The sequence below is a fragment of the Microbacterium sp. JAI119 genome (genome assembly GCF_013410135.1).
GTDB lineage: Bacteria > Actinomycetota > Actinomycetes > Actinomycetales > Microbacteriaceae > Microbacterium > Microbacterium oxydans.
In genome coordinates, this window is sequence record NZ_JACCCK010000001.1 from 1,618,346 (window position 1) to 1,633,082 (window position 14,737).

Annotated in this window: 13 protein-coding genes; 11 read left to right on the top strand and 2 right to left on the bottom strand. The window is 67.6% G+C overall.

Translation table 11 applies throughout. The annotated features are described in order from the left end of the window. Positions 1–73: 73 nt before the first annotated feature. The 3 genes from HDC31_RS07810 to HDC31_RS07820 are packed head-to-tail and all read left to right on the top strand — an operon-like array spanning position 74 to position 2,694. Entirely contained in the window at positions 74–847 is a 774-nt protein-coding gene (locus tag HDC31_RS07810; RefSeq protein WP_179515953.1) for a CoA transferase subunit A, read from the top strand. A 1-nt stretch (position 848) separates the two neighbouring features. Further along, entirely contained in the window at positions 849–1,517 is a 669-nt protein-coding gene (locus tag HDC31_RS07815) for a CoA transferase subunit B (protein WP_174799781.1), read from the top strand. Beyond that, positions 1,510–2,694 carry an acetyl-CoA C-acyltransferase gene (locus tag HDC31_RS07820; RefSeq protein ID WP_141369890.1) on the top strand — a complete coding sequence of 395 codons (1,185 nt, stop codon included), beginning with the start codon at positions 1,510–1,512 and terminating at the stop codon, positions 2,692–2,694. Before HDC31_RS07815 ends, HDC31_RS07820 begins: the two co-directional genes overlap by 8 nt. A gap of 23 nt (positions 2,695–2,717) precedes the next feature. Here HDC31_RS07820 and HDC31_RS07825 read toward each other — a convergent pair whose 3' ends face one another. Continuing rightward, positions 2,718–3,017, bottom strand: a complete 300-nt coding sequence (locus HDC31_RS07825) for a hypothetical protein (protein WP_046748394.1) — start codon at positions 3,015–3,017, stop codon at positions 2,718–2,720. A gap of 218 nt (positions 3,018–3,235) precedes the next feature. Between HDC31_RS07825 and HDC31_RS07830 the strand changes: the two genes are divergently transcribed. From HDC31_RS07830 to HDC31_RS07865, 8 genes are all read left to right on the top strand, one after another. Beyond that, positions 3,236–4,525, top strand: a complete 1,290-nt coding sequence (locus tag HDC31_RS07830; RefSeq protein WP_058630552.1) for an MFS transporter — start codon at positions 3,236–3,238, stop codon at positions 4,523–4,525. A gap of 28 nt (positions 4,526–4,553) precedes the next feature. Continuing rightward, positions 4,554–5,960 carry a trehalose-6-phosphate synthase gene (locus HDC31_RS07835; RefSeq protein WP_058630553.1) on the top strand — a complete coding sequence of 469 codons (1,407 nt, stop codon included), beginning with the start codon at positions 4,554–4,556 and terminating at the stop codon, positions 5,958–5,960. Positions 5,961–6,011: 51 nt separating this feature from the next. Next, positions 6,012–6,809: a trehalose-phosphatase gene (gene otsB / locus HDC31_RS07840; protein WP_046748397.1), complete on the top strand. Its 798-nt coding sequence runs from the start codon at positions 6,012–6,014 to the stop codon at positions 6,807–6,809. Positions 6,810–6,818: 9 nt separating this feature from the next. Continuing rightward, on the top strand, positions 6,819–8,537 hold the full coding sequence (gene ilvD / locus HDC31_RS07845; RefSeq protein ID WP_046748398.1) for a dihydroxy-acid dehydratase: 1,719 nt from the start codon (positions 6,819–6,821) through the stop codon (positions 8,535–8,537). 71 nt (positions 8,538–8,608) lie between these two features. Then, positions 8,609–10,411, top strand: a complete 1,803-nt coding sequence (locus HDC31_RS07850) for an acetolactate synthase large subunit (protein ID WP_113680777.1) — start codon at positions 8,609–8,611, stop codon at positions 10,409–10,411. A gap of 3 nt (positions 10,412–10,414) precedes the next feature. Beyond that, positions 10,415–10,924: an acetolactate synthase small subunit gene (gene ilvN, locus HDC31_RS07855; RefSeq protein WP_017830816.1), complete on the top strand. Its 510-nt coding sequence runs from the start codon at positions 10,415–10,417 to the stop codon at positions 10,922–10,924. After that, positions 10,924–12,000 (top strand): ketol-acid reductoisomerase, encoded by a 1,077-nt coding sequence (gene ilvC, locus HDC31_RS07860; RefSeq protein WP_113680776.1) that lies wholly within the window; start codon positions 10,924–10,926, stop codon positions 11,998–12,000. The genes ilvN and ilvC overlap by 1 nt, the downstream gene beginning before the upstream one ends. 94 nt (positions 12,001–12,094) lie before the next feature. Continuing rightward, the gene (locus HDC31_RS07865; protein ID WP_374168939.1) at positions 12,095–13,369 is read left to right on the top strand and encodes an alpha-L-fucosidase; all 1,275 of its coding nucleotides are present in this window, start codon (positions 12,095–12,097) and stop codon (positions 13,367–13,369) included. A 19-nt stretch (positions 13,370–13,388) separates the two neighbouring features. Here the strand turns inward: HDC31_RS07865 and HDC31_RS07870 are convergent, their stop codons facing one another. After that, complete coding sequence (locus HDC31_RS07870) at positions 13,389–14,540, bottom strand: ROK family transcriptional regulator (RefSeq protein ID WP_113680774.1); 1,152 nt, start codon at positions 14,538–14,540, stop codon at positions 13,389–13,391. Positions 14,541–14,737: the final 197 nt, after the last annotated feature.

Genomic DNA, 14,737 nt, shown 5'->3' on the forward strand with positions numbered 1-14,737 from the left:
TCACAAGATCCTGCTTCTCCGGGCGGGTGCTCTGGACGGATGCTGGGGAGAGCACGGGATCGAAGGAGCCGACGTGATCGACAAGCACTGGGAGTCTGCCGAGGCAGCTGTCGCCGACATCAGGGATGGGGCGTCGCTGGCGGTCGGCGGCTTCGGTCTCTCCGGTAACCCGATCGCACTCATCGAGGCGCTCCTCGCACAGGGCACCACGGGCCTGAGCGTCGTGAGCAACAACTGCGGGGTCGACGACTGGGGTCTGGGTGTGCTGTTGGGCGCGCGGCGGATCCGCAAGATGACCTCGTCTTATGTGGGCGAGAACAAGGAGTTCGAGCGTCAGTTCTTGAGCGGGGAACTGGAGCTCGAACTCACACCGCAGGGAACCCTCGCCGAGAAGCTCCGCGCAGGCGGGTCGGGGATCGCCGCCTTCTACACCCAGACCGGGGTCGGCACACAGGTGGCAGAGGGGGGACTGCCGCGCAGATACAACCCCGACGGCACGATCGCCGTCGCCTCGGCCGCCAAAGACGTGCGCACCTTCGAGGTCGACGGGGCCCCGCGTGAGTTCGTCCTCGAGGAGGCGATCACCACCGACTTCGCGCTCGTGCACGCCGCCCGCGGCGACCGACACGGCAACCTCGTGTTCAACAAGGCTGCGCGCAACTTCAACCCGCTCGCAGCCATGGCGGGACGGGTCTGCATCGCTCAGGTCGAACAGCTGGTGGAACCGGGGGAGCTCGACCCCGATGGCATCCACCTTCCCGGCGTCTTCGTGCACCGCGTCGTCGAGGTCGGCACCGACATCCCCAAGCGCATCGAACGGCGCACCGTCGCCGTGGAAGGAGCCTGACATGGCACTGACCCGCGAGCAGATGGCCGCCCGCGCTGCGGCCGAGCTGCAGGACGGCGCCTACGTGAACCTCGGCATCGGTCTCCCCACTCTGGTGCCCAATCACGTGCCGCCCGGTGTCACCGTGGTCCTGCAGTCGGAGAACGGCATCCTCGGCGTCGGCCCCTATCCGCGGGAGGACGCGGTCGATCCCGACCTGATCAATGCGGGAAAGGAGACGGTGACCGCTCTCCCCGGGGCGGCTTTCTTCGACTCGGCGACCAGTTTCGGCATGATCCGAGGCGGCAAGATCGATGCCGCGATCCTCGGGGCGATGCAGGTCTCGTCAGCGGGAGACCTCGCGAACTGGATGATCCCCGGCAAGATGGTCAAGGGCCCTGGCGGTGCCATGGATCTGGTCCACGGCGCCGGCCGGGTCATCGTGCTCATGGAGCATGTCGCGAAAGACGGCTCCGCGAAGATCGTCGAGGAGTGCTCCCTGCCGTTGACGGGTCGAGGCGTCGTCGACCGGATCATCACCGACCTCGCCGTGATCGACGTGACATCGGAGGGACTCGTGCTCGTCGAGACCGCGCCGGACGTCACGGTCGATGACGTCGTCGCCGCGACGGAGCCACCCCTCATCGTCTCCCGCGCACTGCACAACGGAAGGACCACGCACCATGACTGAGAACGACGTCGTCATCGTCGCCGCTGCTCGCACCCCACAGGGACGTCTCAAGGGGCAGCTCTCCGCGTTCACAGCGCCTCAGCTCGGATCACTGGCGATCCGCGGCGCGCTCGAACAGGCCACGATCGATCCCGACGATGTCGATGCCGTCGTCGTCGGTCAGGTGCTCGCGGCCGGGTCGGGACAGAACGCGGCGCGGCAGGCGGCGATCGGCGCGGGCATCGGATGGGACGTGCCGGCGCACTCGGTGAACAAGGTCTGTCTGTCGGGGCTGACGGCGATCATCGACGCCGCACGCATGATCCGCACGGGTGATGCCGAAGTGGTCGTCGCCGCGGGCATGGAATCCATGACGCGCGCCCCGCACCTGCTGATGGGTTCCCGCGACGGCTGGACATACGGAAGCGTCGAGGTGCTCGACCACATGGCATACGACGGGCTCACCGACGCGTACGACCAGGAGAGCATGGGAGCATCGACGGAACGGCACAACGCGCGTTTCGGACTCACCAGGGCGGCGCAGGACCAGGTCGCGGCTCTCTCCCACCAGCGCGCGACGGCAGCGCAGGAGTCGGGAGTGTTCGACGCGGAGATCGTCGCCGTGGACGTTCCTCAACGACGGGGTGAGCCCGTGCGCGTGACGAAGGACGAGGGCGTACGACCCGACACGACCGTGCAGACGCTTTCGGGACTCAGAGCGGCGTTCGCGGAAGGCGGCTCGATCACCGCCGGTAACTCATCGCCGATCTCCGACGGTGCCTCCGCGGTCGTGCTGACGACCCGCGGCGTCGCGACGGTGAAGGGCTGGCCCGTGCTGGCGACCGTCGGTGCGAGCGGGCAGACGGCAGGACCGGACAACTCGCTGCAGGCGCAACCGGCGCGGGCGATCGAGCGTGCGTGCGCCAAACAGGGCATCTCGCCGTCCGATCTCGATCTGGTCGAGATCAACGAGGCCTTCGGCGCCGTCGTCGCACGTTCTCAGGACGAGCTGGGCATCGACGAGAGCATCGTGAACATCCATGGTGGCGGCATCGCGATCGGTCACCCCATCGGAGCCTCAGGCAACAGGCTCGTCGTGCACCTCGCGCACGAGCTGGCACGTCGGGGCGCGGGGACCGCGGCGGTCGGACTGTGCGGCGGCGGCGGTCAGGGAGAGGCGCTCATCCTCACCCGATGACGACGGTCCCGGCCAGCGGCCGATCAGGGACGTGAGTCTTTAGCGTGGTCCTGCGTGTCGGCGAGGGCCTTCTGCGAGCGGAACTGCAGTCGCTGGGCCTTCTTCGCCTTCTTGACCGACTGCGGGGAGTCGGCGTCCACCAGCACACCGCGACGTTCGCGGTTCATGTCGATCACGGCGCCGACGGCGAGGGCCATCGTGATGCCCCAGCTCACCCAGGACAGCACGGCACGCCAGGTGACGGGCTGCTCGCGGGTGCCGCGCAGCAGGGAGACTCCGGCGGAGATCGCAGCGACAAGTCCGGTGCTGAAGAGGTAGCGCATTCCCCCACGCTACCTTCCCGCACCCTTGGTCGCATGGAGCCTTGACAAGCCCCCGGTGGATCCGGCAGGGAACGAGCTGACGGACGGCACTCGGGCGCACCCGCTATCATGGCCTGGTCGCGGCTCGCCCGCGGCCGCACAACCGTGTATCTACCGGCCGTCGGCATTCCGGCGGACAGCGGCGGCACCCGACATCGCGTCTTCGACGCGCGAGAGCCATGACACGCGCAACAGCATCGCAGCAAATCGCCGAGCCGACCCTTCTCCGTCTCGCCGGCCTTCCCTACTTCCTCATCGCCTTCATCGCCCGGCTGCCGTTCGCGATGATGGTCGTCGGCGTGCTAACGGTCGTCGTCTCCGCGCGGGGCTCCCTCTCGCTCGGAGGTCTCACCTCTGCGGCCGTGGGTCTCGGCACCGCATGCTTCGGGCCTCTGCTCGGGGCAGCAGCCGATCGCTTCGGGCAGCGGGTCGTGCTGATGGTGCTCGCTGTCGCGAACGCGGCCATGCTTCTGCTGTTCACCGTGGTCGTCTACGGAACGGCGCCGGACGGATTCGTGCTGCTCGCCGCCGTCGGCATCGGGGCGAGCGCCCCGCAGGTCGCTCCGCTCTCACGGTCGCGGCTCGTCACGATCATCAGCGAACGAATGGCGGAGTCCCGCCGTGCGAAGACGGTGTCGGGCACGATGGCCTACGAGTCGGCGGCGGACGAGACGGTGTTCGTGTTCGGGCCGTTCCTGGTCGGGATCCTGGCGTCGGCGATCGCGCCGTGGGCTCCGCTGGTCGGTGCGGCCGTCCTCACCGTGGTCTTCGTGGGTGCCTTCGCGCTGCATCCCAGCGGTCGACACGTCTCGCAGGATCGCGACGCCGACGGGAAGGCGCCTTCGGCCGTCTCCGAGCTGTTCCGGCCCCAGCTGCTGATCGTGGTGGTCGGCATCCTCGGCGTCGGCATCTTCTTCGGCACGATGCTCACCTCGCTGACGTCGTTCATGGCCGACCGCGGGGCGCCGGAGCAGGCCGGCCTCCTCTACGGTGTCATGGGCGTGGGGTCCGCCATCCTCGCACTCGGTGTCGCATGGCTTCCCCCGCGATTCTCGATGCGCGCGCGGTGGCTCGTGTTCTCCGGGATCCTGCTGGCGGGCACGCTGCTGCTCGGATTCGTCGACACCCCCGGCACCATGATGCTGGCGCTCGCGATCATGGGCATCGGCATCGGTCCCACTCTCGTCACGCAGTACAGTTTCGGTGCGGCCCGCAGTCCCCGGGGACGCTCCGCCACCGTCATGACGATGCTCGGCTCCGGCGTCGTCGTCGGGCAGTCCATCGGAGCCGCCTTCGCGGGTGAGATCGCCGAGAACGTCGGCACGCCCGCTGCGCTGTTGCTGCCGATGATCGCGGCACTGATCGCCTTCATCGCGGGTGTGGCGAACTGGTTCCTCAGCGGTAGAGGGGACGCGAGGCCCGCGTCAACCCCTGACGCGCGATCCGCGGAGATCGACGTTCCTCGATAGCCTGGGGGAAACCCCGGGAGGAGCCCTCGTGGCCGCAGCAGATTTCGTCGTCGTCGCCAACCGCCTGCCCGTCGATCGGGTGGTGGGTCCCGGAGGTGAGGAGACCTGGCGCACGTCTCCCGGTGGTCTCGTCGCCGCGCTCGAGCCGATGATGCGCAGTGTGCACGGGGCCTGGGTGGGCTGGCCCGGCCAGGCCGACGTCGAGCTGGAGCCGTTCGCGGCCGACGGCATCGACCTGATACCGGTGACGCTCAGCGCTCAGGAGGTCGCCGAGTACTACGAAGGCTTCGCGAACGACACCATCTGGCCGCTCTATCACGATGTGATCGCGCCGCCGCAGTACCACCGGGAATGGTGGGAGGCATACGTGACGGTGAACCGCCGCTTCGCCGAGGCTGCTGCCGCCGCGGTCGCGAAGGACGGCACCGTGTGGGTGCACGACTACCAGCTCCAGCTCGTGCCGCAGATGGTGCGGGAACTGCGGCCCGACGTCACCATCGGCTACTTCCACCACATCCCGTTCCCCGCTCACGGTCTGTACGCGCAGCTGCCCTGGCGCGACCAGGTGCTGCGCGGACTCCTCGGCGCCGACGTCATCGGCTTCCAGCGCGCGCAGGACGCCACCTACTTCCTGACCGCCGTACGCCGCCGCTTGCGCTACGAGGTCAAGGGCTCGCACGTCGCGGTGCCGGAGGGCGAGCAGACCAGGACGGCGGTGGCGAGAGCCTTCCCGATCTCCATCGACACCGAGCCCTACCTCGAGCTCGCGGCCAGGGAGGACATCCAGGCCAGAGCCGCCGAGATCAGAGCCAGCCTCGGCAACCCCAAGCGCATCCTGCTCGGCGTCGACAGACTCGACTACACGAAGGGCATCCGGCACCGCATCAAGGCCTATGGCGAACTGCTCGAGGACGGGCGACTGAACGTCGAGGACGTGACACTGGTGCAGGTCGCGAGTCCCAGCCGCGAGCGGGTCGATGCCTACGTGCACCTGCGGGACGAGATCGAGCTCGCCGTGAGCCGCATCAACGGCGACAACGACACCATGGGGCACTCCGCCATCCGGTACCTGCACCAGGGGTATCCGCGCGAGGAGATGGTCGCGCTCTACCTGGCGGCGGATGTCATGCTCGTGACCGCGCTCCGCGACGGTATGAACCTCGTGGCCAAGGAGTACGTCGCCACCAGGGCCGACAATCGCGGCGTGCTCGTGCTGAGCGAGTTCACGGGAGCGGCGGACGAGCTGCGCCAGGCCGTGCGCGTCAACCCGCACGACATCGAAGGTCTCAAGGACGCGATCATGACCGCCGTGGACATGCCGGCGGGCGAGCAGTCGCGTCGCATGCGCTCGCTCCGGCGCCGGGTGCTCGACAACGACGTGACCGCGTGGTCGTCGTCGTTCCTCGCCGCGTTGGCGGAGGTGCGCGGTCGCTGAGCCCGCGCACGGCCCGCGATACTGGGAGAGCCCCCTTCGATTGGAGAATCCGTGACGCGCCCTTGGACCCCTGGAACAGCCGATGACGACCTGAGCGCTCTGGCCGGCACTGCACGGCTTGTGGTCGCGCTCGACTTCGACGGCACGGCATCGCCGCTGGTCCCGGATCCGATGGCCGCCAGAGCCCTTCCCGAAGTCGCCGTCCAGGTCGACCGCCTCGCCGCTCTTCCGGACACTGTCGTCGCCTACGTCTCCGGACGCAGCATGCATGACCTCCGTGTCATCACGGAGCACACCGACGACTCCGCGATCGCCTTGGCCGGATCGCACGGCGCCCAGTACTGGTTCCCGGGGGAGGGCGACGCCGATGCTCCCGGCGAGCCGACGGACGATGGTGCTCGTGAGGAGCTGTGGGCGGCGGCGAAGCCGATCATCGACCGATATGAAGGCGCCGAGTTCGAGCCCAAGACCTTCGGCATGGGCGTGCACACCCGTCGTGCCGACCGCGAGACCGAGGAGCGCGTCTTCGCCGAGATCGATGCCCTCGTCGCGGAGCGGTTCCCGCACTGGAGACGGCGTTCGGGCCACAGGGTGCTCGAGTTCTCGTCGCGAACGGAGGGCAAGGACGCGGCGATGGCCGCTCTCCGCGAGAGGTTCGACGCCACCGGGATCCTCTTCGCCGGCGACGATGTGACGGACGAGGATGCGATGCGTGTGCTGCAGCCCGGCGACCTCGGCGTCCGGGTCGGGCCGGGGGAGAGCGCCGCGACCCTTCGTGTGGACTCTCCACAACAGATCGCCGAGCTTCTGGAGGCGTTGGCGGACGAACGTGCCTCTCGGCGGCAATAGACTTCCGTCATGTCCTCGCATGATCCCTCCAGCAGCGCGCCCATCGACATCAAGCCCCGCAGCCGCGTCGTCACCGACGGCATCGAGGCCACGACCTCCCGCGGTATGCTCCGTGCCGTCGGCATGGGCGACGCCGACTGGGACAAGCCGCAGATCGGCATCGCGTCCAGCTGGAACGAGATCACTCCCTGCAACCTGAGCCTCGACCGTCTTGCTCAGGGGGCGAAGGAGGGCGTGCACTCCGGCGGCGGGTACCCGCTGCAGTTCGGAACCATCTCCGTCTCGGACGGCATCTCGATGGGCCACGAGGGGATGCACTTCTCACTCGTCTCCCGCGAGGTCATCGCCGACTCGGTCGAGACCGTGATGATGGCCGAGCGCCTGGACGGCTCCGTCCTGCTCGCCGGCTGCGACAAGTCGATCCCCGGCATGCTCATGGCCAGCGCCCGCCTCGACCTGTCGAGTGTCTTCCTCTACGCCGGGTCGATCGCGCCGGGCTGGGTCAAGCTCTCCGACGGCACCGAGAAGGACGTCACGATCATCGACTCGTTCGAGGCGGTCGGCGCCTGCCGTGCCGGCCTGATGAGCGAGGAAGACCTCAAGCGCATCGAGTGCGCCATCGCTCCCGGTGAGGGGGCATGCGGCGGCATGTACACCGCCAACACCATGGCCTCCGTCGCCGAGGCACTCGGGCTCAGCCTGCCGGGCTCCGCCGCGCCGCCCGCTGCCGACCGCCGTCGCGACTACTTCGCGCATCGGTCGGGCGAGGCCGTCGTCAACCTGCTCCGTCAGGGCATCACGACGCGCGACATCCTCACCAAGGAGGCGTTCGAGAACGCGATCGCCCTCGCGATGGCCCTCGGCGGCTCGACCAACGTCGTCCTCCACCTCCTCGCCATCGCGCGAGAGGCCGAGGTCGAGCTGAGTCTTCACGACTTCAACCGCATCGGCGACAAGGTCCCGCACGTGGCCGACATGAAGCCGTTCGGCAAGTACGTCATGAACGACGTCGACCGCCACGGCGGCATCCCCGTGATCATGAAGGCCATGCTCGACGAGGGCCTCCTGCACGGCGACGCGCTCACGGTCACCGGCAAGACGCTCGCCGAGAACCTCGCGGACCTCGACCCGCAGCCGATCGACGGCGAGGTCATCCACACGTTCGACAACCCGATCCACGCCACGGGCGGGCTCACGATCCTGCACGGCTCGCTCGCCCCGGAGGGTGCCGTCGTCAAGACGGCGGGTTTCGACGCGGCGGTGTTCGAGGGACCGGCCCGCGTGTTCGAGCGCGAGCGCGCGGCCATGGATGCCGTGGCCGAGGGCGAGATCGAACCCGGCACGGTGATCGTGATCCGCTACGAGGGACCCAAGGGTGGACCGGGCATGCGGGAGATGCTCGCGATCACCGCGGCCATCAAGGGCGCTGGACTCGGAAAAGATGTACTACTCTTGACGGACGGACGATTCTCAGGCGGCACAACCGGCCTGTGCATCGGCCACATAGCACCCGAAGCGGTGGACGCAGGTCCTATCGCCTTCGTGCGCGATGGTGATCTGATACGGGTCGATATCGCAGCTCGCTCTCTCGATCTACTCGTCGACGAGGCAGAGCTCGCCTCCCGCCGCTCTGGCTGGGAGCCGCTTCCCCCGCGCTACACCCGAGGCGTTCTTGCCAAGTACTCGCGCCTCGTGCGGTCCGCCGCCGAGGGAGCGACCACCGGCTGATCCATCGACAGGCTCAGGAACCCAGCCGATCGGACATCCGGCGTCCTCCACAGATCATCAGAAGGAAAGTCATGACTGCTGATTCCGCCCCGGCCGTGCCGAGGCCGCCCGCCCGTCAACCTGCCGCACCGGAGATCACGGGCGCTGAGGCCGTGGTCCGCTCGCTCGAGCTGCTCGGTGTCACCGACGTGTTCGGGCTTCCTGGCGGGGCTATCCTCCCCGTCTACGACCCGCTGATGGACGCTTCCGAGCTCCGTCACATCCTGGTTCGTCACGAGCAGGGAGCCGGGCACGCGGCCGAGGGGTACGCGTCCGCATCCGGCAAGGTGGGCGTGTGCATCGCGACCTCCGGTCCCGGCGCGACCAACCTCGTGACCGCGATCGCCGACGCCTACATGGATTCGGTGCCGATGCTCGCGATCACCGGTCAGGTGTTCTCGACCCTCATGGGGACGGATGCGTTCCAGGAGGCCGACATCGTGGGCATCACGATGCCGATCACCAAGCACTCCTTCCTCGTGAAGGACGCGGCGGAGATCCCGGGCGCGATCGCTGCGGCGTACGAGATCGCCGGCACCGGGCGCCCCGGTCCGGTGCTGGTCGACATCACCAAGGACGCGCAGCAGGCGACCGCGCCCTTCGTGTGGCCGCCCAAGATCGACCTGCCCGGCTACCGTCCTGTGACCAAGGCGCACGGGAAGCAGATCCAGGCCGCGGCGGCCCTTCTCGCCGAAGCCAAGAAGCCGGTGCTGTACGTGGGCGGCGGCGTGATCCGCGGCAAGGCGTCTGCAGAACTCCTCGAACTCGCCGAGTCCACCGGCGCCCCGGTCGTCACGACGCTGATGGCCCGTGGTGCTTTCCCGGACTCGCACCCGCAGCACCTCGGCATGCCCGGCATGCACGGCACGGTTCCCGCTGTGCTCGCTCTGCAGGAGGCCGATCTCCTCGTCTCGCTCGGTGCGCGGTTCGACGACCGTGTCACGGGTAAGGCGGCGCTGTTCGCACCCAACGCGAAGGTCGTCCACGTCGACATCGACCCGGCGGAGATCTCCAAGATCCGCACGGCCGACGTGCCGATCGTCGGCGATGTGCGCGACGTGCTCACCGACCTCGACGCGGCGTTCCGTGGCGCGACGGCCGACACGAAGCCCGACATCGAGGAGTGGTGGTCGTACCTCGACGGTCTGCGTACCGAGTTCCCGCTGGGATTCGCGCCGACGACCGACGGTCTGCTCGCTCCTCAGCACGTGATCCAGCGCATCGGCGAGCTCACCGGGCCGGAGGGCATCTTCGCCTCCGGAGTCGGCCAGCACCAGATGTGGGCTGCGCAGTTCATCAAGTACGAGCGTCCGAACGCCTGGCTGAACTCCGGCGGTGCCGGAACGATGGGCTACTCGGTGCCGGCGGCCATGGGTGCCAAGGTCGCCGAGCCCGATCGTCCGGTCTGGGCGATCGACGGCGACGGCTGCTTCCAGATGACCAATCAGGAGCTCGCGACCTGCACGATCAACAACATCCCGATCAAGGTCGCGATCATCAACAATTCCTCGCTGGGCATGGTGCGCCAGTGGCAGACGCTGTTCTACGACGGACGTCACTCGAACACCGATCTCAACACCGGTCACGGAACGATCCGCATCCCCGACTTCGTGAAGCTCGCCGAAGCCTACGGCTGCCTCGCGATCCGTGTGGAGAAGGAGGAAGAGGTCGACGCCGCCATCAAGCTCGCACTCGAGACGAACGATCGGCCTGTGGTGATCGACTTCGTGGTGAGTGCCGATTCCATGGTGTGGCCGATGGTGCCGCAGGGAGTCAGCAACAGCTACGTCCAGTACGCCCGCGAGCACGCGCCCGCATTCGACGAGGAGGACTGATCCATGTCGACCCATGTGCTGAGCCTGCTGGTGGAGAACACCCCCGGCCTTCTGACCCGTGTGGCCGGCCTCTTCGCCCGCCGCGGCTTTAACATCGATTCCCTCGCCGTCGGCGTGACGGAGGTGCCTGGCATCTCCCGGATCACCGTCGTCGTCGATGTCGATGAGCTCCCGCTCGAGCAGGTCACCAAGCAGCTCAACAAGCTGATCAACGTGATCAAGATCGTCGAGCTCGACTTCGCCACGTCGGTGCAGCGCGAGCACATGCTCGTGAAGGTTCGCACCGACAACGCCACCCGCTCGAACGTGATCGAGGTCGTCAACCTCTTCCGCGCTTCCGTGGTCGACTACGCCTCCGACGCGCTCGTGATCGAGGTCACCGGCGACAAGGGCAAGGTCGATGCCATGCTCCGCGCGCTCGAGCCCTTCGGCATCAAGGAGATCGCGCAGTCCGGTCTTCTCGCCATCGGCCGCGGTGGCAAGAGCATCACGGAACGCGTGCTGCGCGGTTGATGCGCCCCCCTCTACCTACACGAACCACAATCAAGGAGAAACACAAAGTGAGCACCGAGATCTTCTACGACGCCGATGCAGACCTGTCCCTGATCCAGGGCAAGAAGGTCGCCATCGTCGGTTACGGCTCGCAGGGCCACGCCCATGCGCAGAACCTTCGCGACTCGGGTGTCGAGGTCGCGATCGCCCTCAAGGAGGGCTCGAAGTCGGCAGCCAAGGCCGAGGAGGCAGGCTTCCCGGTCAAGACCGTCGCCGAGGCCACCGAGTGGGCCGACGTCATCATGATCCTCGCGCCGGACCAGCACCAGCGCACGATCTACAGCGAGTCCATCGCGCCGAACCTCACGGCCGGCAAGACGCTCGCGTTCGCCCACGGCTTCAACATCCGCTTCGGCTACATCGACGCTCCCGAGGGCGTCGACGTGATCCTGGTCGCCCCGAAGGCTCCGGGCCACACCGTGCGTCGTGAGTTCGTCGCGGGCCGCGGCATCCCCGACATCATCGCCGTCGAGCGCGACGCATCGGGCAAGGCCTGGGACCTGGCGCTCTCCTACGCGAAGGCCATCGGCGGCACCAGGGCCGGCGTCATCAAGACGACGTTCACCGAAGAGACCGAGACCGACCTGTTCGGCGAGCAGGCCGTGCTCTGCGGTGGTGTGAGCCACCTCGTGCAGGCGGGCTTCGAGACCCTCACCGAAGCGGGCTACCAGCCGCAGATCGCGTACTTCGAGGTGCTGCACGAGCTCAAGCTCATCGTCGACCTGATGTGGGAGGGCGGCATCGCCAAGCAGCGTTGGTCGATCTCCGACACCGCCGAGTTCGGCGACTACGTCTCGGGCCCGCGCGTCATCGACGAGCGCGTCAAGGAGAGCATGAAGGGCGTGCTGGCCGACATCCAGTCCGGCGCCTTCGCCAAGCGCTTCATCGACGACCAGGACAACGGGGCCGAGGAGTTCCTGGCGCTGCGTGCCAAGGAGGAGCAGCACCCGATCGAGGTCACCGGCAAGGAGCTGCGCTCGCTCTTCGCCTGGAAGCAGCAGGACGAGGACTACATCGACGGCAGCGCCGCGCGCTGATTCGATCTTCGAACGAACGGGCGTCCCTTCGGGGGCGCCCGTTCTGCGTCGAGCAGGTCCATCCACTCTCTAAACATCGGATGTCTGTGCCAGGATGGGAGGTATGCGACAGGAATGGTTTGACCGGGCTCGGTTCGGCATGTTCGTCCACTTCGGCCTCTACAGCACCGCCGCACGGCACGAGTGGGTGCAGAACTACGAGCGGCTCACGGACGAGGACTACCGTCAGTACTTCGAGCACTTCCATCCGGATCTCTTCGATGCCGCAGCACTCGCGCGCACGGCGAAAGCGACGGGCATGGGGTATGTCGTGCTCACCACGAAGCACCACGACGGTTTCTGCCTCTGGGATTCGAAGCTGACCGACTTCACCTCGGTCGCGAACACCGGACGTGACCTGGTGCGCGAGTACGTCGACGCGCTGCGGGCGGAAGGCCTGAAAGTCGGCCTGTACCACTCGGTCATCGACTGGCATCACCCCGACTTCACGATCGACTGGAACCACCCGCGTCGCGACGATGAGAACGCTCATGAGCTGAACGCCGGCCGCGACATGGCCGCATACCGCGCCTACCTCCACGGTCAGGTGCGCGAGCTCCTCACGGAGTATGGCGACATCGACTACCTCTTCTTCGATTTCACCTACCCGGAGGAGAAGGACGGGTGGGCAGGCAAGGGCCCCGGGGACTGGGATGCGGAGGCACTGCTCGCTCTGTGCCGGGAGCTGCAGCCGAACATGCTGGTCAACGATCGTCTGGGTATCCCCGCGGACTTCGTCACGCCAGAGCAGTATCAGCCCACCGCGCCGATCGTGCGAGACGGCGTTCCCCTCACATGGGAGGCGTGCCAGACGCTGAACGGATCGTGGGGTTACCACCGCGACAACATGGACCAGAAGTCGTCGACGTTGCTCGTGCAGATGCTCGTCGACTCTGTCTCGATGGACGGCAACATGCTGCTGAACATCGGCCCGGACGGGCGTGGGGCGATCGCTCCGCGGGATGCGAGCACGTTGGCGGAGATCGGGGAGTGGATGCGCCTGCACCGGAACGCGGTGGTTGGCGCGGGGTACGCGGCCTTCACCCCACCGCGTGAGGGCGTCTACACGCGCAGGGGGAACCGGCTCTACCTGAGCCTCTTCAGCTGGCCCATGGGTTTCGTCCACCTCCCGGAGCTCGCGGGCAAGGTGTCGTACGTCCGGCTGCTCAACGACGGATCCTGGCTCCAGACGAGCGTGTCCGACCCCGATCGCGAGGCGGATCTCATGACACCCGCAGGCGAGGCCGAGGGGACTCTGACCGTCCACCTCCCGGTGCGTCGACCCGATGTGCTGGTCCCCGTGATCGAGCTGACCCTGATCGAGGACTGATCTGCACCGTGGCGGTGGCTCAGGCGGCCGCCACGGGGATGTCCATGCCCTCGAGCGCGAGTCGGGCCGCGCCGTGCAGGATGGCGTCGGCGCCCGTCGCCGCGGACTCGATGCGCAGTCGCTGGGTGGCGAGCGGGTGGCAGGCCTCGTAGACGCGGCTGCGGACGGCCGCGATGAACGGTTCGGATGCGCTCATGCTGCCGGTGAGGAATACGGCGTGCGGATTGAAGAAGTTCACGACCCCGGAGAGTGCCTGACCCAGGTGGGTGCCGGCGGTTCGGACCAGAGTCGTGGCGAGGGGATCGGCGTCGCGCGCCAGGCTCAGCACGTCGGTCGTCGTGCGCACGGCGTCGTTCCCGCGCTCGCGCATCTGTCGGACCAGACTCGCCCCGCTCGCCACGGTTTCCAGGCATCCGGTGTTTCCGCAGGAGCAGGGGATGTCGCCGCTGCCGTCGATGCGCGTGTGGGTGATGTCGCCCGCGGCCGACGTGGCGCCGCGGTGCACGTGCCCGTCCACGATGATGCCGCTGCCGATGGCGGTTCCCGCCTTCACCGTGATGCTGTGACAGGTGTGGCCGAAACGCTCACGGTGCTCGCCGAGCGCGGCGAGGTTCGCGTCGTTGTCGACGGCGACAGGGACCCCGTAGCGCGCGGAGAGGTGCTCGCCGACGCGGAACCCCGGCCATCCGGGCATCCGCGAGGGTTGGTCGACGGATCCCGTGGAGATGTCGACCGGACCGGGGAGGCTGATCCCGATCGCATGGATCCTCCCCGAGGACAGGAGACGGTCGAACACGACCGCCAGGCGATCCAGGGTGGCCTGCGGTCCCTCGGTGACATCGACGGCGATGGATTCACTGTCCAGGAGGGCACCGCTGAGGGAGTGCCTGCCTATGCGCGCGTGTCCGCCGCCGAGGTCAGCGGACAGGACGAAGCCGTCCGCCGCGATCTGAAGGACACGTGGGCGCCGCCCTCCGCGTGACGTGCCGTCTCCGGCTTCTCTGAGCACGCCGGCATCCAGCAGGGACTGCACGCGGAGACCGACCGTCGATGCGGCCACGCCGAGCGAGGCGGCGAGCTCGGAACGCGATCGCGCCTCACCGCGGGCGACGAGGTCGAGGATGCGTCGCGTGTGCGGATCGTCGACGGCGGTGTCAGCGGAGTTCGTCATGAGAGCACTTTCCTGTCGGAGCATCGTCAGCGTAGCGGGGGTTCGTCGTGTTTCCCGGGAGTTACGAATTATCAAGCTCCGATAAACATCGGATGTTCGGCTTGCGGCCACTTGCGAAGTATGAAACGGTAACTTCATACGAAATCCTACTAGGTTACTTCGACCCGCGAATTAACCGGTTCCCTTTCCAGGAGGCA

What these genes read in the sequence shown, in the direction of transcription:
- HDC31_RS07815 (WP_174799781.1), top strand. Translation starts at nt 849, where the DNA reads ATGGCACTGACCCGCGAGCAGATGGCCGCCCGCGCTGCGGCCGAGCTG.
- HDC31_RS07820 (WP_141369890.1), top strand. Translation starts at nt 1,510, where the DNA reads ATGACTGAGAACGACGTCGTCATCGTCGCCGCTGCTCGCACCCCACAG.
- HDC31_RS07825 (WP_046748394.1), bottom strand. Translation starts at nt 3,017, where the DNA reads ATGCGCTACCTCTTCAGCACCGGACTTGTCGCTGCGATCTCCGCCGGA.
- HDC31_RS07830 (WP_058630552.1), top strand. Translation starts at nt 3,236, where the DNA reads ATGACACGCGCAACAGCATCGCAGCAAATCGCCGAGCCGACCCTTCTC.
- ilvD (WP_046748398.1), top strand. Translation starts at nt 6,819, where the DNA reads ATGTCCTCGCATGATCCCTCCAGCAGCGCGCCCATCGACATCAAGCCC.
- HDC31_RS07850 (WP_113680777.1), top strand. Translation starts at nt 8,609, where the DNA reads ATGACTGCTGATTCCGCCCCGGCCGTGCCGAGGCCGCCCGCCCGTCAA.
- ilvN (WP_017830816.1), top strand. Translation starts at nt 10,415, where the DNA reads ATGTCGACCCATGTGCTGAGCCTGCTGGTGGAGAACACCCCCGGCCTT.
- ilvC (WP_113680776.1), top strand. Translation starts at nt 10,924, where the DNA reads ATGCGCCCCCCTCTACCTACACGAACCACAATCAAGGAGAAACACAAA.
- HDC31_RS07865 (WP_374168939.1), top strand. Translation starts at nt 12,095, where the DNA reads ATGGGAGGTATGCGACAGGAATGGTTTGACCGGGCTCGGTTCGGCATG.
- HDC31_RS07870 (WP_113680774.1), bottom strand. Translation starts at nt 14,540, where the DNA reads ATGACGAACTCCGCTGACACCGCCGTCGACGATCCGCACACGCGACGC.